The following is a 16,252-nucleotide window of genomic DNA, read 5'->3' as shown; positions in this document are numbered from 1 at the left end:
GGGTTGCGCGTCAGGGGGGACTCACCGCCCGTTCGCGCGCCGATTCAGACCCGGCCCGTGCGGGACGCGGGAAGGTTCAGGCCGGAGGTGGGGCGGGGAAAAAGCCAGTCACCCCCGGCTCGGAAAGTCGGGTTACTTGCGGTACACCTTCACCGCGCCGTTCACGGTGCGCAGCGTCCCACCCTCGAAGTCGGCGGCCCAGGCCCCGTTGAGCAGGTACTGGTCACGGGTGGGGAAGCCCAGGAAAGAGCCGCTCCCGCCCAGGCCCTGGTAGGTCTTGAGAACCTGCCCGGTCAGCCAGAAGGTGCCGTATTTCTCGGTCCCGTACAGCGCCCCGTTCTGGAAGAAGCCGTACAGGCCGCTGGTGCCGAAACTGTTGCGCGGAATGACCTTCTCGTCCCCTGCCGCCCAGCCCAGACGGGAGGGGGGCCGGGTCGCGCCGTTCTCCGCCCTCGCCAGGGCCAAATAACGCTCCAGCAGGCGGCCATGCACGGCGTAGGCGCGGCTGCTGCCGTTGGCGTGCAGCAGCACGGCGTCACCGTAGGCCGCCACGCCCTTGAACTTCTGCCATGCGCCGTCGCTCCAGCCTGCCGCGTAGCCGCTGGCCTCGCCCAGCGACTCGCTGCCCTTCAGGCGGTCGTAGGCCTGCACCATCGCCTGATCGAAGCTGCCGTCCTGCCGCTCGCCCGGCTGAATCCGGGTGACGGGCTGCGCCGGGGCAGGCGGCGTGGGGGCCGGCTGGCTGGGCGTTTCGGTCACGGTCCCCGTCGCGCCGCCCCCAGTGCCGCCCGCGTTGCCCACCCGGAAGGTTGCCACGTCCGTCACCCAGCCGTCTTCCGGCAGTGGGCTGACCACGATGCTCAGGGCGCGGGCGAGGTTTTCCTGGCCCTTCACCTTCACCTGTGCAAAGCCCTCCCCCTGCACGAAGCGGGCGATGTCGTCGATGTTCAGCGGTTTGGTGCTGGCGAGCGCGAGCAGCTTGTCCTGGCCATTGGGGCCGCCGACCGTCAGGGTGTACTTCGCGCCGTCGGCGGGGAACACGCGGGTCACGCCCGCTTGCACGAAGTTGCTCTCCTCGTAGCTGTTGGGGAAGAACAGGTCGATCACGCCGTTCCCATTCACGTTGAACAGGTAGACGTAGGCGTCCTGGTTCGTCTTCAGGCCCACGCTGATGCTCTCGCCTTTGCGGTACACGGGGTTGCCGCGCCCGCTGGCGTCCTTGTTGACCCAGACCTGCACGTCCAGTTTCGTTTCGACCGGGTTCACGATGATGCTCTGGGCGGTGATCTTGGCCGGGCCGGCGCCGGCGACCGTGGCGGCGCTCAGGCCCAGCAGGGCCGTCATGCTCAGCATTCCCTTCAGGTTCGTCCGCATGGTGGTGCCTCCTTGTGATGCGGGACAAGGTAAGCCGCGAAGCTGACGGAGCACTGATAGCGGCCCTTTAGAAAAGCCTGTGGTCCACGAGCCTGAACGTCCCTTCAAGCTCCTGGCCTCCAGGTGGGCGGCGGGTGAGCCAGACCTGACCAGAGCGTGACGTTTCGGGGGTGGGCTGTCGGTGACGATGGGTGCCGCTTTACCCTGTCCCGTATGTCCCGCCTGCTGCTCGCCCTCGCCCTGACGGCCCTGCCCCTGGGTGCGCACGCTGCGCCCACCACGGCCGACCCCTGGCCGGCCAGCCCGGTGCTGGTGCGCCTCTTCATCCTGCCCTCGGGGCGTGCGGACGGCGCGGCCCTCACCCGTGCCCTGGCCCTGACCCCGTTCCAGGTCGCGGGCCTGCGCCGCCTGGCCCAGCGTGAGGCGGCTTACGGGGAAGCGGGCCGGCACGTGATCGGACGCCAGGAGGCCGCGAGCCTGAATGCCCGGATCGCCGCCATGCGGGTGGAAAAGGACCGCAAGGTGCGCGTGCTGCTCGGCGCGAAATACCCGGCTTTTCGTCACTGGGTCGGCGTGTGGTGGGCCAGGCAGGTGAAGGCGGCGCAGTAGGCCGGAAGCGGTGGGACGGTCGCAGAAAGGGCCGTGTCAGGCTCGCCCCGGTGCTGGGCAAGCTGGAGCTTTGGCTAAAGCCCCGACACCCCGCATCCCACGATCTACAGCCTCCTACAACCTCCCCGCCACCCACAGCGCCAGCGGCCCCAGCAGCAGGGCGGGCAGCATGCTCCCGACCCGGACCCGGCGGTCTTCCCAGCCCAGCCCCGCCAGCATCAGGTTCCAGGAGATGCCCGCGATAATCAGCCCGCCCATACCGGTGATCAGCAGAACGTAGGGATTGGTTTTCAGCACGCCGGGGTCGGCCCCGCCCAGCAGGCCCGCCGCGAAGGCCCCCGCCGCCAGGCTGATCCCGCCTTGCAGCACCAGTACCGTCAGCGCACTGAAGCCCACGCCGATGCCGTAGGCTCCCGCCAGCGCCAGCGCCGCGATGCCGTCCAGCGTGCTTTTCAGGACGTAGGTGGACGAGTCCCCGGTCAGGCCGTTTTGCAGCCCGCCCACCACCGTCATCGGGCCGATGCAGAACAGCAGGCTGGCCGCCACGAAGCCTTCCGTGAAGCGGCCCCCGCCCCGGAAGCGCCGCTTGAGCGTCTCGCCCAGACGCGCTAGGCCCTCCTCGATGCCCAGCGCCTCCCCGATCACTGCGCCCAGCGCCAGCGCCACCAGCGCCAGAATCACGCCGGGAATGTTGCCGCCCGCCACCCGGTTCAGGCTGCCGGCCATGTCCAGTGCGATGAACAGCGTGACCAGTGAGAGGGTTTGCAGCAGCGTGCGTTGCGTGCGCTCGGGCAGCCGTCCGCCGAGCGTGAGACCCAGCAGCGTCCCCAGCAAGACGGTCGTGACGTTGATCAGGGTGCCGGACAGTTGCGCGAGCAGGCTCATCGGTGCTCACCCTAGAGCATTTGTCAAAAAGAGACCTTCTTTTTGACCGAGCGGGCGGGCAGGCGTCCTCAAGGGCGTCCGTTCTGCACAAGACAGCGAGTGAAAGAGGGAGAGCGTTTGGGAGAATGGAACCGTTGGAGGCGCTTTCCCCAGGGCGGTGTAATTCGGACAAATGCTCTAGCGTCAAAAGGCGCCGCCCCCACGCGAGGTGAGGGCGGACCCGGAGGAAGTGGAACTGGCGGCGGTTACTCGCTGCGGTACCTGGGCGTGATGACCTGCTCGTGGTCCCCGAGGTGCAGGGCCTCGGCGGCGCTCTGCCCGGCCAGCAGGCTGTAGCTGTCGGCGGCGGCGTAGTTCACGGCGTAGCCCATGTCCTGAAGCGAGCCGACGCTCATGCGCGAGAGGGGGTTCACGACGCCGCTGTTGAGGTACCCGGTCATCAGCTCGGTCTTGAAGGTCGTCTCGCGCCAGTGGGCGCCCGCCGTGCCCTGGCCGCCCTGGTTCTCCACGGGCACGGTGGAGAGTGTGCCGCCGAACGCGCGGTACTCGCGCACGCCGTTGCTGCCGCGGTAGACCGGGTTGGTGGTGCCCACGCCGCTCACCAGACCGAACGTCGACCACAGCGACCCGATGCCCAGCGAGTGCCCCAGCTCGTGGACGGCGATGTCGGCCAGCTGGCTGCTGAACTGCGAGAGGTCGGCGGTGTCGAACACCAGCGTGGAATAGGTGGTCAGGCCGCTGGCACTGCGGATGCTGCACGGGCCGCTCTGGGCCAGGATGCCGCCGGGGCCGTCGATGTTGGTGTTGCCCGTGAACACCAGGATGTCGTCGATGGTCCCCGAGTAAGCCGCGTTGCTGCCGCAGGCTCCGGCGGGAATGTTGGCACTGGCGCTGGGCAGGCCCTGGGTGATTACGCGCTGCCAGCGGCTCGCGGCGGCGTTCATCGCGTTCACCACGCTGGTCGAGCTGCCTGCCGCGAACTTCAGGGTGATGTTGTAAGGCTCGGTGGCCTGCTCCTGAAGCCCGCTGGTCTTCACGTAGGGGTCCACGGGCAGCGAGGCGACATTCAGCGTCGGTGCGGCGCTGGTCTGATCCGCGGGCACGCTGGCATTCGTGGTCGTGGTGCCGTTGCTGCCGCAGGACGCGAGCAGGGCGGTGAGGGCGAGGGTGGCGGCGGTCAGGGTCAGTCGGGTCATGGGGCCTCCGGGGCGGTGCGGGAAACTGGGGTGGGCGGGAAAGGTCCGGGCAACCCGGCCCCCTCTCCTGCCGGACGCCCCGGAGGGCGTTGTGGGGAGGGTGGCGACCAGATTGGGAACGCCCGCAGGCTAGAGCCGCAGGTGTGATGGGCCGGAGGAGGACGGAAAAGAGCCGTTCTGCTCGGCTCTCTCCGAATCCCCGGCAGTGAGGAGGGCTGCCGCGCCCGCACCGCCTGCTCACAGCTCAGGCACCTTTGCCCCTTGCCCCTTTGTCTGGCCCCTTTGTCTTACCCGGTCGTCTGGCCGCCGCCCCGGGGGTCTAAGCGGACCTTTACTCTTGACCGCGCCCTGACGGTGGGCGTGGTACCCTGCCGTCAAGTTGACTGGCTTCTCTGCTCGTCCGGTGTCCCTCCCACTCCTGGGTGGTGGGGGTCCAGAGGCGCCGCTGGCCGGTCACCATTCAGAACGTCGTCGGGGCTGCCTTTCGGGTGGCCCCGCGTGCTTTTCGGAGGTTCCCTTGACGCTCACCGAACAGTTCCAGACGCTCCCCAAGCTCCTGAAGGTCCGCGAGGTCGCCGACTTCACCGGAACCCATGAACGCACCGTCCGCCGCTGGATTCGTGACGGCCGCCTCGGCGCGGTCGAACATCCCAGCGGCCTGCGTGTGCCCCGGCGCTCACTGTGGCGCTTCCTGGGTCTGGATTTCGGCCTGAGCGCCTGACCTTCCTGAAGGCGGTGAGCGGGCCGCCCGCTATGCTGGCAGGCATGCAGGCCGCTCCGGGCACCGTTCAGACCTTGCTCGTGCCCTGGCCCGCGCTGGATACCCGCCGTGAGGTGAAGGTCTGGTTGCCGCCTGACTACCAGAGAAGCGGGCGGCCCCTCCCGGTCGCGTACCTCCTCGACGGGCAGAACGTGTTCGGGCCTGGGATACCGCACGGCAGCTGGAAGGCCGACCTCGCGGGAGCAGCCCTCGCCGCGAAGGGGCTGGAACTGCTGCTGGTGGCCCTGCCGCACGGCAGCGAAGCGCGTATCCCGGAGTACACCGTGCGGCCCGATTCCCGTCATGGCGGAGGAAACGGGGCGACGACCCTGCGCGCCCTGGTGGAAGCCGTGAAGCCCTGGGTGGACGCCCGCTTCCGCACCCTGGCCGGGCAACGGCACACCGCCCTGATCGGCAGCAGCCTGGGCGGCCTGCTCGCCCTGGAGGCCGGTTTGCGCTTCCCCTCTACCTTCGGCTTCCTGGGCGTGCTGTCGCCCAGCGTGTGGTGGGCGGACCGCGCGGCGCTGCGGGACGCGGCCCGCGTGAATCCGCGCTGGGGGCAGACGTACCACCTGACCACCGGAGATGCCGAGGGGGACAGGCCCGCCGCCTCCGCCCGGCAGGTAGAGGAGACCCGTGCCCTGCACGCCGTCCTGACCGGACGGGGAGCGCAGGCCACCCTGAGCGTCACCCCCGGCGGGCATGACGAATGCACCTGGGCGGCGCAGTTGCCCGGCGTCCTGCGCGCTTTCGGGGCACTTCTGGCGGACCGGGCGTGAGTCTGGCTGCCGTGCAGGAGGCGCTGGACAGGCGGGACGACCCGGCGGCCCTCGCCGCCTTGCGTGCCCTGGCGCCTGCCGAACGGTCCCAGGGCGCGGCACTGGCCCTGCACCTCGGTCGGCCCACGCTGGCGGTCCGCTGGGCCGACGATCCCCTCACGCTCGCCGCCGCGCACCTGCGGCTGGGCCAGCCCGCCGAAGCCCTCGCCACGCTGGAAGGCCAGCCGGACACCGCCCGCCCCGCCCTGCTGCGTGCCCGCGTGACCTGGCAGGCCAGGCCGGCGCAGGCTCCCGACCTGGCCCGCCGCGCCCGGTCCCTCGCCCGCACGGAGGGGGACGCCGGGGCGCTCGTCGCCGCCGCGACCCTGCTCGGGGAAGTCCTGCTTTCCCCGGACCCGAGGGCTGCCCTCCGCGCCCTGGCCGAAGGTCTCAAGGTCGCCGAACTGACCGGGCAGGAGGCCGACGCCTATCTGCTGGCCGTTCTCGCCCACGCGCAGGCGGCGCTGGGCAGCCGCGAGAAAGCGGGGCGCACCGCGGCCAAGGCCCTGGCCCGCAGCCTCCCCCGCAGCCCAGCCTGTGTGGTGGCGCTACTGGCGCTGGGCCGCGAGGAGGAAGCGGCTGCACAGGCCGTGGCGGGAGAGCTGGGACGGATCTGGCTCGTTCCTTTCGCCCCGGATACTGAGCAGACCGGACGCTGAGCTGATCGGGCGCTGAGGCAGGCCGCTTCAGGTCAGTGCCCGGGGCGCCCGCTGCGTTTGGAACGGGAGATAAGGCGGCGGGTGAATGAACGGGTGGTCAGGAGAACCGGCGTGGGAAGCCCTTCCGCCAATGCCGACGCCATCGCCGCGTGTTCCCGCCCCGCCCTCGCCCGGTCCGGGCTGCGGGAGACGCGCAGGTGAAAGGCTCCAGGGGCGGCCAGGACCCGGAACGCGCCGCACCTACGTCCCAGACCTGCGCGCTGTCCCCGGGGGTCATGTCGACTGGCCGCGCCGGGAGAGGGTTAAAGGAAAGCCCTGCTGCCGCTGGCCCCCGTCCTGACAGAATGCCCGCAATGCTACGCGCGCTGCTGTGGATTCCCGGAGTGGTCCTGATTGTCGCGGCGCTGCTCGATGTACTCGCCAGCAGCCTGCAATCCGGCGAGGGCCGCCTCGCGTGGATGATTCACCGCCCGCTGTACGCCGCCGTCCGGTGGCTCGCGGGCGTGACGGGCCGCCGCACCCTGCTGGCCTGGTCGGGCAGTCTGCTGGTGGTCGGCACCTTTCTGTTCTGGGCACTCCTGACCTGGGTGGGCTGGGCGCTGGTGTTCTGGTCGGGGCAGGGGGAACTGGTGGGGTCCTCAACCGGCACACCCGCCGACCCCTGGGACGTGCTGTACTTCGTGGGCTATACCCTCGCCACGCTGGGCCTGGGGGACCTCAAACCGCTGGGCAACGGGTGGCGCCTGCTGACCGACGTGGCCGCGCTGAACGGCTTTTTCCTGTTCACGTTCGCCATCTCGTTTATCGTGCCCACCGCGCAGGCCCAGGCCGACCGGCGCATTGTGGCGCTGCGGCTGCACAGCTGGGGGGGCACCGCGCAGGGCCTGATTCTGACCGCCTGGCACGATCATCCGGAGGGCCTGGCCGGCTTGATCGGGGACGTGCGGGATGATCTGAATGCCCTGGATGCCCAGCACAAGAACACGCCCGCCCTGTTCCGCTTTCACGACCGCCACCCCCAGGAGTCCCTGGAACTGGCGCTGCCCGCCCTCGACGAGGCCCTGACCCTGATCGAGCACGCCCTGGACCTCCCGCCGCCCAGGGGGCTGAGGATCCTGCGGTCGTCCATCTCCAGCGTGCTGGACACCTACCGCCGGGTGTACGGCGGGCGCGCACCCGTCCCGCCTCCCTTCCCCGACCTCGCGCCGCTGCGGGCCGCCGGACTGCCGGTGCGCCCCGACACCGAGGTTCACGCGGCCCTCGCGGCCCTGGGGGATCGCCGCAGTCTGCTGCGGGCCATGACCGAGCGCGGCGGCTTCGACTGGCAGGCGGTGGAAACCTGAAGGGCGCGCCCGGATGCCGCGAGCTGAACGGTGAACCGCAGAGGAGGGCCGGCCCTCCCGGATCAGACGAAGGACTGCTCCTCAAGGCGGGCGAGGTCGGCGGGCCGCTCTGCCGGACGGTCCTCGCCCGCTGGCGGCGCGTCGAGGGCCAGACCTGCCGGGGCCGTGCCCAGGGGCAACGTGGCATTCGGCAGCGGCAGATCGTCCCCGGCGGGCAGGTGCCGGGCGCTGAGTTCGGTAAAGGACTGCATCAGGGCGCGGTACTGGCTGACAAATTGGGCGTACTCGCCCCGCACGGCGCTGAGGCGGGCCGTCAGATCGGCGTGCCGCTCACCGAAGGCGCGTTCCAGATAAACCGTGCGTTCGGCATGCGCGCGGTCGCGTTCCAGCGTGAGCTGGTGGTGGTCGCGTTCGAGGTCGGCGAAGCGGCCCCGGAAAGCCGCTTCCAGCTCCTGCATCCGCGCCTGATGCTGGGCCTCGGTCTCGGTGAGGCGGGCAGCGGCGTCGCGCTCCACGCCGTCGCGCTGGGTCTGGGCCTGCTCGATCATCAGCTCGCACTGGCGGGTCGCGTTCTCGCGCAGGTCGTGCCCGATGCGCTCAGCGGCGACCACCGCGCGGCGAATCTCGTCCTCGGCCTGGCGGCGCTCGTCGAGTTCACGCTCCAGTTCGGTCACGCGGGCGCGCAGGTCCTGCCGCTCGTGCAGCAGGGCTTCGAGCTGGTCGGCGACCTGCCCCAGAAAGGTGCGGACGCTGGCGCGGTCGTACCCGCCGGGGCGGCCGGGAAACTGCCGGTGGCCGATATCCAGGGGCGTGAGGGGCTGGTTGGTGGCGGACGGATGCAGTGGGGACTGGCTCATATAAAAAGACTCCTTCCGACGCGCACCAGGGTCGCGCCGCTCTCGATGGCGACCGGGTAGTCGCCGCTCATGCCCATGCTGAGTTCCGGGAGGCCCAGATCGTGGGCACGCCGGGCCGCGTCCCTGAACACCTGCCGGGCCGCTTCCGTTGCCGCCGCGGCGTCCCCGAGGTCGGGGGCCATCACCATCAGGCCCCGCACGTTCAGGCCGGTCTGCACCACCTCAGCGTAGACGCTGCGGAGGTCCTGCGGGTGAATGCCGTGTTTCTGGGCCTCGCCGTTGTGCAGTTGCAGCAGCACGTCCGGTGCGCGGCCCCACTTCGCGGCGGCGTCTGCCAGAGCCTGGGCCTGCCGCACGTCCTCCAGCGCGTGGATCAGGGTCACGGGGCGCATGTATTTGACCTTGTTCAGTTGCAGCGGCCCGATGTAGTGCCACTCCAGCCCGGGCGACTCGGGGCTGGTCCAGTCGGGGCCGGTCATCTGCGCCGCCTTGTCCCGCAGTTCCTGCGCGCGGCCCTCGCCCAGCGGAAAGCCGCCCGGCTGGAGGGCCGCATACCGCAGCACGTGGCCGCGAATGGCGTCCGGGTCCTGGCCCTTGGTCACGGCCACCAGGCGCACGCTGCCCGGCGCGCGGCCCGCCCGCTCCTCGGCCGCGCGGATGCCGGCCAGAACTTCCGGCAGACTCACGCGGCCTGTCCCCTTCTCGTGGTGCGGCCCGGCCCTTTCCGAAGGGACGTGCGTTCCCCCTTCATCCGGTCCTCTTTCCGTTGTGCTTCACGCCGGGCATTGTGGCCTGTCCGGGCGCGGCACTCAAGTCCAGGCGGGAAGCCCCCCGGCGGCGGCGAGAGGTGGATGCCTCGTCAACATTCCTTCACCCTTCTCAGCGGCGCAGCAGGAAAGGTGAGGTAAGGCACTTGCCAGGTGCCCCCGCCAGCTTGTTTTCGTGCGGGGGAGTTTCCGCGCCTGTGCAACACTAGGAGACGCATGCGACACCCTCATACGCTCGCCCTCACCCTCTTCCTCGCGGCCCCCGTCGCCCTGGCGCAGCAGGCCGGGACCGTGCAGGACGTGGTGGTCAACGGCACCAGCGATCTGCTCTCGAATTACGTCCGCACCGTCCTGAGCATTCAGCCCGGCGCGGCCCTCTCCAGCGTGAATCTGCGGCAGGTCGAGCAGGACGTGCTGGCGACCGGCTTTTTCAGGACCGCGACCGCCGAGCTGCGGACCGTCGGTGGCCGCGACACGCTGGTCATCACGGTGGCCCCCAACCCCACCATTGCGACGGTGGACGCGACCGGCCTGACCTTTTTGCCCGCCGACGCCTTCAAAAAGAGCATCGGCGAACTGCTGAACATCGCGCCCGGAGCCACCCTGAATACCCAGCGGCTCGATCAGGCCAAGGAAGCCCTGGCCCAGAACTACCGCTCCGAGGGCTTCCCCTTCACGCCCAGCATCAGCGCCACCACCAAGACGAACAAGGACGGCACCGTCGCCGTGAGCTTCGTGGTGGACGAGACGGCGCCCCTCAAGCGCGTCGAGGTCGAGGGCGTGTCGCTGCTGCCCGCGCAGACCGTCACCGATATCTTCAAGCCCCTCTACGACGCCAAGAAGTTCACGGTGCCCGCCTACTACAACGCGGTGCAGCAGCTTCAGCAGGCGTATGACGCTGCCGGATTCGTCCAGAGCGGCGTGAACGTGCAGGCCAGCACCCTGGAGGGCGGCGTGCTGAAGGTGCGCGTGGTCGAGGGCCGGGCCGCCAGCGTGAACTTCGACGGCGTGGACGCGGCGGGCGTGACCCTCCAGACCAAGGTGGGGCAGCCCCTCTCGCTGGAGCGGCTGCGGGCCGACGTGCGCGCCCTCTCCAACAAGACCGGGATGCCGGTGGGCTTCGCGCTCCAGGCCGATCCGCAGAATGCTGGTCAGGTCGCGGTGTACTTCGGGGCCGCCGACGTGGCGAGCGGGCCGGTCAAGCAGATCGTGTTCAAGGGCAACACGCAGGTGCCCACCGCGACCCTGGCCGCCGCCCTCAAGACCAAGGTGGGCGACGTGTATTCCCCGCAGCTCGCGCAGGAGGACTTCCTGGCCGTGCGCGACGCCTACCGCAAGGCCGGCTACGAGATCAGCACCCGCGACGCCCTGACCTTCAATGAGGGCACCCTCACCTTCAACATCCGCGAGGTGAAGCTCGCGGGCTACGAACTCCAGTGGCAGGGCAAGCACAACACCAAGGACCGTGTGGTGCTGCGCGAGCTGCCCGCCGCCGGGGGCCTCTTCAACCTCACCGACCTGCGTGCCGGGCTGGCCCGCGTGAGCCGCCTGGGCTACGTGCAGGTCGTGGGCGAGAATGTCCGCAGCGATCCGCAGAACCCCGAGAGCGTGACCTACGTCCTGACCGTGGCCGAGAGCAACCAGGGCATTCCGATCAGCCTGGGCCTCGCGTACGACAGCATGACGGGCTTTGCTGGGGACGCGGCGTACAGCAACCCCAACGCCTTTGGCCTGGGCCACAACTTCGCGATCAGTGCGGGCGCGCAGCAGAACGACGCCAAGCAGAACCTGGTGGGGAGCGTCTCCTACACGATTCCCTGGCTGGACCTGAACTTCCTGGACTTCCGCACCAACCCCACCAGCCTGGGCGTGCAGGTGGGCAGCCAGGTGGCGGGCAACCTGGCCCTGATGGACAAGAGCAGCGGGACCGCCGTGGACACGGGCCGCCAGTACACCGTCCGCACCAGCGGTTTCAGCGTGCGGGCCGGGCGCAACATCACCCGCAACCTGTCGGCCTCGCTGGGCACCGGCTTCAGCTACCGCACGTACTTCCTCGAACCGCTCAAGGGCGACGAGACCAGCACCACCACCGACGAGCAGGGGACGGCGCTGCTCACGCCCACCACCCGCACCACCAGCTTCAGCGGTAGCCTGAACTACGACAGCACCGACAATGCCGAATTCCCCAGCCGGGGCGTGCGCGCCAACACTGACGCCTCGTACAACTTCGGCGCCTCGGGCAGCAACCCGGTCAGCTGGACCGACGTGCAGGGCGGCGCGAGCACCTACCTGGGCCTGGGCCGCACGCTCGACAAGGGCCTGGGCGTCCAGACCCGCCAGCAGGCCTTCGCGGTGCGCGCCAACGCCGGGACCATCAACGGCAACGCGCCGACCGGCACCGGCTACAGCGTGGGCGGCGGCAGCTCCCCGGCGGCGGCCTACCAGATTCGCGGCCTGGACAACAACCAGCTGTTCGGCACCAACTACTTCACCGCCAGCGCCGAGTACCGCTACGACTTCAACCTCACCAACTCCTTTACCCAGGGCCTGTACGGTGTGGTCTTCGCGGACGCGGGAGACGCCTGGAACGACGGCGAGGCGCTCAGCCTGAAGTACGGCGTCGGCGCGGGTGTCCAGCTCAACCTGGGCCTGGGCGGCGCACGCCTTCCCAGCCTGCGCTTCGATTACGGCTACAGCCCCCAGAACGGCACCGGCAAGTTCTACTTCCGCATCGGGAACTTCTTCTAAAGCGCGCAGGAAGGGGAGAGGTGGGCCTTACGGGGCCTGCCTCTCTTTTTGGTTGTGGGGCAGGCTCACGGGATGAGCTGGACTCACGTTGTCCCATTTGGGACGGGGTGCATGACAACCGGGAGGGGGGGCGCAACACGGGAATACGCGAAAGCACCCGGAGTTGCGTTCCGGGTGCGGAAAGGAGGTGAATCCTTATGGCCCAACACCGTAAGGATAAACCCAAGCGCCCGCGAAAGCCAGTGAAGATAGGTGAGGTGGCCGTGCTGATTGCGGCCCTCGGCACCTTCCTCACCGGCCCGGCGGCGCTCCTGCACGCCCTGAACTAAGCCTCTCTCCCCCGGTTGCCCCCTTCTTTGCCCCGCTCCCCGCCCAGGCATGGGCGTTTTTTTGTGGTTCCCCGCGCTCACATCCCACAACCCGCTACCATGCCCCGGTGAACCGCGACCGACTCCCCACCCACAAGGACCGTGCATGGAAGGGCTGATGCTGGCGCGGGTGCTGCGCGACCTGACGCCGCACCTGCCCGCCCGCACGCTGGGCTGGGTCTTTCCCGACGAGACGACCGCCGCGCTGCTGCTCGACGGCGTGGGCAATCTGGTGCTGTCGTACCGCCCGCCGCAACCGGTGGTCTTCGTCTCGCGCGAGCGGCTGCGGGGCGACCCCCACAACCCCTTCCAGCGCTTTCTGGCAAACCGGGTGCGCGGCGACCTGCTGCGGGCCGAACAGCTCAAGCTCGACCGGGTGTTCGCGCTGCATTTCGCGGGCGAGACGGGCTTCGTGGACCAGCCCCCCACCCGGCTGCTGTTCGAGGTGACGGGCCGCAACGCAAATGTGCTGGTGCTGGAGGAGGGGGAGGGCTTCAGCGGGCGCATCGTGCTGGCCGCGCGCGAGATCACCGGCAGCCGCAACCGCTTCCGCACGGTGCGGACGGGCGGCACCTACACGCCCCCGCCCCCTTATCAGAAGCTCGACCCGCGCACGCTGACCGAGGAGGAGGCCCGCACTCTCGCCGCCCTCCCCATCGGCAAGTGGCGCGAGCGGCTGGACGGGGTGGGGCCGCTGCTGAGCGCCGAGCTGGCCCGCCGCGCGAACCTTGCCCCGGCTGAGGCTCCCGGCGACCGCTGGCCGGAGGTGCTGGCCGCGCTGCGTTCCCTGGTGACCGACCCCACCGTCAGCGAGGGCGTGATGCACGAGGGGGCACGCGAGGCCGCCCGCATCGAAAAGGCCGCGCAACTGCGCAAGGCGCTGCGTGAACCGCTCGACAAGCGCCTGACCCTGGTCACCAACCAGCTGGCCGACGTGACCCGCGCCGAGGCCGGGCTGGACGCCGCCGCCCAGGACCGCACCGAGGCCGACCTGCTGATGGCCTACGCACACACCGCCGAACCGGGCGCGGCCTCCGTCCTGCTCCCGGCTTTCGATGGCAGCGGCGAGGTGCCCATCGCCCTCGACCCGCAGCTCAGCGCCGTGCAGAACGCCGAGAAGCGCTATACCCGCGCCCGCCGCCGCGAGGACGTCTACGAGCGGCTGGCCGAACGTGAACCCGCCCTGCGTGCCGAACTGGCCGAGGCCCAGGCGCGTCTGGACCAGCTCGACGCCGCCAGCCTGGAAGACCTCGAAGCCCTGGCCGCCACCCTCCAGGCCGAGCGGCCCGAGAAAAGCCCCTACGGCATGCGCTTTACCACTCCCGGCGGCTTCGAGGTGCTGGTGGGCCGCAACAACAAGGAGAACGCGACCCTCACGCACCGGATCGGGCGCAGTCTGGACTACTGGTTTCACGCGCAGGGGTATCCCGGCAGTCACGTCCTGGTGCGGACGGGCGGGCGTGACCTGGCGCTGCCCGACATCCTGTACGCCGCGCGGCTGGCTGCCGCCCACAGCAAGGCGCGCGGCAGCAGCAACGTGCCGGTGGACTACACCCGCATCAAGTTCGTGTGGCGGCCCCGGGGTTCGCCCGCCGGACAGGTCCATTACACCGACCAGAAGACGGTATTCGTGGACGGCACGCTGCCGGAGGAGGAGCGTTGAGCGGCCAGGTCTGAAGCGGTGAGCTGAGAAAATCAGCACCCGAAAGCATCAGCGTCCGGCGTCAGCTGCGTGGACTACGGCTTATGGCCCACGGCTCATAGCCCCGGATCACCGGGAGTTTGCCGCGCCGAATAAAGCTTCCCATCACGTCCCCCCGGCTTCCCAGCGCGTACAATCCAGCCTCGTGGAACGCATCATGTTCAGGGCCAAGATTCACCGCGCGACCGTCACGCAGGCGGACCTCGACTACGTCGGGAGCGTCACCATCGACCAGGATCTGCTGGACGCGGCGGACATCCTGGTCAACGAGCGGGTGGACATCTGGAACATCACCAACGGGAACCGCCTCCATACCTATGCCCTCAGCGGTCCGCGCGGCAGCGGCGTGATCGGGATCAATGGGGCCGCCGCGCACCTGATGCGCCCCGGCGACATGGTCATCATCGCGGCGTTCGGCAACTTCACCGAGGAGGAAGCCCGGACCCTGGAGCCGCGTGTGGTACTGGTGGACGCGAAAAACCGGATTCTGGACCTCCAGCCCGCCTGAGCGCCGGAGGAGAAGGGAGGGCCAGGCTGTATGCCGGAGGCCCTCCTTCTTCTTGACCCGCCAGGGGCCAGACCTGGGAATGTCGAAAAATTCTCATTGCCGTTTTGGCATCTGCATGAGGATGAAGCCCGGTTGCTTTAGGAAGTCTTTATCTGGATGCTAGACTTCTGGCGTGATTCACCGCCGCCCCCTGTTCTTCCTGTCGTTGCTGCTGGGGCTGGCTGCCCTCGGGTATGCCGCCCTGACGCGGCAGCAAGGCCTGATGGCTGGGGCCGCGCTGTTGCTGACCGTCCTGGCCGGGTCACGGGGTGAGGCGTGGCGCTGGGCGGCACTGGTGGCCTATCCGGTCGCGTTCATCGCGTCCTTGGCGCTGCACCGGGCGGCCCCGGGCGCGGCCCCGACGCTGGCCGAGCTGCTGGGCGGGCTGCTGGTCCTGGCCACGCTGGGCGTGCTGACCGTGCGGGGGCAGGCCACCGCCGCAGAACTCGCCTGGACGCGCAAGACGATGCAGGCGCTCCAGACGGGCAGCGAGCGGCTGGCCCAGGCCCGCAACGGCGAGGCCATCGTGCGGGCGGGGGTGGATATCCTCGACCGGCTGGGGGTCGCGCCGAATGTGGCCTTTGTGGCCTACCGCCAGGGCACGCCCCAGATTCTCGGGGCGCGGGGGGCCTTCGAGCGGCACCTCGAACGGCCCATCCAGCCCAGCGACGACGACAGCCGCAGCGTGCAGGCCGACCACTGGGTGGCCGAGGAAGTGCTCGCGCTCCTGAAACGCGGCGAGCGGCTCCACCACCACGTCGCGCCCGTCTACGACCGCACCGAGCGTCACCTGGGCATGCTGATCCTGACCCGTCCCGGCAGTGCGTTCAGTGAGGAAGAGACGGCGGTCATCGCCGCCTTCGCGCGGTTGCTGGGCGCGCAACTGGGGCAGTGGCAGGCCATCTGCGACCTGCGTGACGCCAACGACCTCACCCTGCGCTCGCTGGGTGCGGCCCTGGAATGCCGTGACGACGACACCGGCGGCCACACCCTGCGCGTGGTCAGCACCAGCGTCCGGCTGGCGCGGCAACTGGGCTGGGACGAGGACCGGGTGCGGGCACTGCGGTGGGGCGCGTACCTGCATGACCTCGGCAAGCTGGCGATTCCCGACCGCGTCCTGCACAAGGACGGTCCCCTCGACCCCGACGAGCGCCGCATCATCCAGCGCCATACCGTCATCGGCTACGACATGCTCCAGGACCTGCACTTCCTGCCCGCCGAGACGCTCGACCTGGTGCGTTACCACCACGAGCGCTGGGACGGCGGTGGGTATCCGGCCGGTCTGCGCGGCCAGAGCATCCCCGAGTCCGCGCGGCTTTTTGCCATCGTGGACGTTTACGACGCCCTCACCAGCGTCCGGTCCTACAAGCCCGCCTGGTCGCACGAACATGCCCTGAAAGAGATCCGTTTGCAGGCCGGGCGGCAGTTCGATCCGCAATACGTGGACGCCTTCGTGCGGCTGATGACCGAGCACGACAACGTGCGGCTAGTGTCGTGACCGCCGGGTGACTGTCCCCGGTCCTGGCGAGCGCGTGGTGCTGGCCGACGACCTGATCTGCACGGCGGTGACGCCCCGTTCTCTGCGGGCTTTCTTGCCGGAAGCCTGCCCGCTGTGCGCG

General features: G+C 69.7%; 15 protein-coding genes. 10 read left to right on the top strand and 5 right to left on the bottom strand.

Annotated features, from left to right (window positions below; translation table 11 throughout):
* Nucleotides 1-132: 132 nt before the first annotated feature.
* A complete protein-coding gene (locus tag DEIPH_RS15405) occupies nucleotides 133-1,374 on the bottom strand; it encodes a DUF4384 domain-containing protein (RefSeq protein WP_034359807.1) in 1,242 nt (413 codons plus the stop codon).
* Nucleotides 1,375-1,587: 213 nt separating this feature from the next.
* Here DEIPH_RS15405 and DEIPH_RS19975 point away from each other — a divergent pair, with 213 nt between their 5' ends.
* On the top strand, nucleotides 1,588-1,983 hold the full coding sequence (locus tag DEIPH_RS19975; protein ID WP_152544984.1) for a hypothetical protein: 396 nt from the start codon (nucleotides 1,588-1,590) through the stop codon (nucleotides 1,981-1,983).
* A gap of 114 nt (nucleotides 1,984-2,097) precedes the next feature.
* Here DEIPH_RS19975 and DEIPH_RS15395 read toward each other — a convergent pair whose 3' ends face one another.
* Nucleotides 2,098-2,868, bottom strand: coding sequence for a DUF554 family protein (locus tag DEIPH_RS15395; RefSeq protein ID WP_034359805.1), 771 nt, complete (start codon nucleotides 2,866-2,868; stop codon nucleotides 2,098-2,100).
* Nucleotides 2,869-3,113: 245 nt separating this feature from the next.
* On the bottom strand, nucleotides 3,114-4,064 hold the full coding sequence (locus DEIPH_RS15390) for a leishmanolysin-related zinc metalloendopeptidase (protein WP_051517433.1): 951 nt from the start codon (nucleotides 4,062-4,064) through the stop codon (nucleotides 3,114-3,116).
* 517 nt (nucleotides 4,065-4,581) lie between these two features.
* Here DEIPH_RS15390 and DEIPH_RS15385 point away from each other — a divergent pair.
* From DEIPH_RS15385 to DEIPH_RS15370, 4 genes are all read left to right on the top strand, one after another.
* The gene (locus tag DEIPH_RS15385) at nucleotides 4,582-4,785 is read left to right on the top strand and encodes a helix-turn-helix domain-containing protein (RefSeq protein WP_034359803.1); all 204 of its coding nucleotides are present in this window, start codon (nucleotides 4,582-4,584) and stop codon (nucleotides 4,783-4,785) included.
* A 44-nt stretch (nucleotides 4,786-4,829) separates the two neighbouring features.
* Nucleotides 4,830-5,603, top strand: a complete 774-nt coding sequence (locus DEIPH_RS18910; protein ID WP_161636079.1) for an alpha/beta hydrolase — start codon at nucleotides 4,830-4,832, stop codon at nucleotides 5,601-5,603.
* On the top strand, nucleotides 5,600-6,301 hold the full coding sequence (locus tag DEIPH_RS15375; protein WP_051517431.1) for a hypothetical protein: 702 nt from the start codon (nucleotides 5,600-5,602) through the stop codon (nucleotides 6,299-6,301). The genes DEIPH_RS18910 and DEIPH_RS15375 overlap by 4 nt, the downstream gene beginning before the upstream one ends.
* Nucleotides 6,302-6,654: 353 nt before the next feature.
* Entirely contained in the window at nucleotides 6,655-7,644 is a 990-nt protein-coding gene (locus tag DEIPH_RS15370) for a potassium channel family protein (protein ID WP_081790945.1), read from the top strand.
* Nucleotides 7,645-7,706: 62 nt separating this feature from the next.
* On the opposite strand, the gene DEIPH_RS18905 is transcribed toward DEIPH_RS15370, so the two are convergent.
* Nucleotides 7,707-8,501: a DivIVA domain-containing protein gene (locus DEIPH_RS18905; protein WP_051517430.1), complete on the bottom strand. Its 795-nt coding sequence runs from the start codon at nucleotides 8,499-8,501 to the stop codon at nucleotides 7,707-7,709.
* Nucleotides 8,498-9,187 (bottom strand): YggS family pyridoxal phosphate enzyme, encoded by a 690-nt coding sequence (locus tag DEIPH_RS15360; RefSeq protein ID WP_034359800.1) that lies wholly within the window; start codon nucleotides 9,185-9,187, stop codon nucleotides 8,498-8,500. Before DEIPH_RS15360 ends, DEIPH_RS18905 begins: the two co-directional genes overlap by 4 nt.
* 297 nt (nucleotides 9,188-9,484) lie before the next feature.
* Here DEIPH_RS15360 and DEIPH_RS15355 point away from each other — a divergent pair, with 297 nt between their 5' ends.
* From DEIPH_RS15355 to DEIPH_RS15340, 5 genes are all read left to right on the top strand, one after another.
* Nucleotides 9,485-12,016 (top strand): BamA/OMP85 family outer membrane protein, encoded by a 2,532-nt coding sequence (locus DEIPH_RS15355; RefSeq protein WP_034359798.1) that lies wholly within the window; start codon nucleotides 9,485-9,487, stop codon nucleotides 12,014-12,016.
* Nucleotides 12,017-12,213: 197 nt separating this feature from the next.
* On the top strand, nucleotides 12,214-12,345 hold the full coding sequence (locus DEIPH_RS20855; RefSeq protein ID WP_267134657.1) for a hypothetical protein: 132 nt from the start codon (nucleotides 12,214-12,216) through the stop codon (nucleotides 12,343-12,345).
* Between the two features lie 145 nt (nucleotides 12,346-12,490).
* On the top strand, nucleotides 12,491-14,047 hold the full coding sequence (locus tag DEIPH_RS15350) for an Rqc2 family fibronectin-binding protein (RefSeq protein ID WP_034359796.1): 1,557 nt from the start codon (nucleotides 12,491-12,493) through the stop codon (nucleotides 14,045-14,047).
* Nucleotides 14,048-14,231: 184 nt separating this feature from the next.
* Nucleotides 14,232-14,594 carry an aspartate 1-decarboxylase gene (gene panD, locus DEIPH_RS15345; RefSeq protein ID WP_081790944.1) on the top strand — a complete coding sequence of 121 codons (363 nt, stop codon included), beginning with the start codon at nucleotides 14,232-14,234 and terminating at the stop codon, nucleotides 14,592-14,594.
* 172 nt (nucleotides 14,595-14,766) lie between these two features.
* The gene (locus tag DEIPH_RS15340) at nucleotides 14,767-16,131 is read left to right on the top strand and encodes an HD-GYP domain-containing protein (protein WP_235183262.1); all 1,365 of its coding nucleotides are present in this window, start codon (nucleotides 14,767-14,769) and stop codon (nucleotides 16,129-16,131) included.
* Nucleotides 16,132-16,252: the final 121 nt, after the last annotated feature.

It is taken from the genome of Deinococcus phoenicis, from assembly GCF_000599865.1.
GTDB classification, from domain to species: domain Bacteria; phylum Deinococcota; class Deinococci; order Deinococcales; family Deinococcaceae; genus Deinococcus; species Deinococcus phoenicis.
The sequence above is the reverse complement of the archived record's forward strand: the minus strand, read 5'-3'. Positions and strand labels throughout refer to the sequence as shown.

Bases quoted from the DNA above. Each gene is read 5' to 3' on its own strand.
- DEIPH_RS20855 (WP_267134657.1), top strand. From the start codon at position 12,214: ATGGCCCAACACCGTAAGGATAAACCCAAGCGCCCGCGAAAGCCAGTG.
- DEIPH_RS15395 (WP_034359805.1), bottom strand. From the start codon at position 2,868: ATGAGCCTGCTCGCGCAACTGTCCGGCACCCTGATCAACGTCACGACC.
- DEIPH_RS15355 (WP_034359798.1), top strand. From the start codon at position 9,485: ATGCGACACCCTCATACGCTCGCCCTCACCCTCTTCCTCGCGGCCCCC.
- DEIPH_RS15405 (WP_034359807.1), bottom strand. From the start codon at position 1,374: ATGCGGACGAACCTGAAGGGAATGCTGAGCATGACGGCCCTGCTGGGC.
- DEIPH_RS15390 (WP_051517433.1), bottom strand. From the start codon at position 4,064: ATGACCCGACTGACCCTGACCGCCGCCACCCTCGCCCTCACCGCCCTG.
- DEIPH_RS19975 (WP_152544984.1), top strand. From the start codon at position 1,588: ATGTCCCGCCTGCTGCTCGCCCTCGCCCTGACGGCCCTGCCCCTGGGT.
- DEIPH_RS18910 (WP_161636079.1), top strand. From the start codon at position 4,830: ATGCAGGCCGCTCCGGGCACCGTTCAGACCTTGCTCGTGCCCTGGCCC.
- DEIPH_RS18905 (WP_051517430.1), bottom strand. From the start codon at position 8,501: ATGAGCCAGTCCCCACTGCATCCGTCCGCCACCAACCAGCCCCTCACG.
- DEIPH_RS15350 (WP_034359796.1), top strand. From the start codon at position 12,491: ATGGAAGGGCTGATGCTGGCGCGGGTGCTGCGCGACCTGACGCCGCAC.
- DEIPH_RS15370 (WP_081790945.1), top strand. From the start codon at position 6,655: ATGCTACGCGCGCTGCTGTGGATTCCCGGAGTGGTCCTGATTGTCGCG.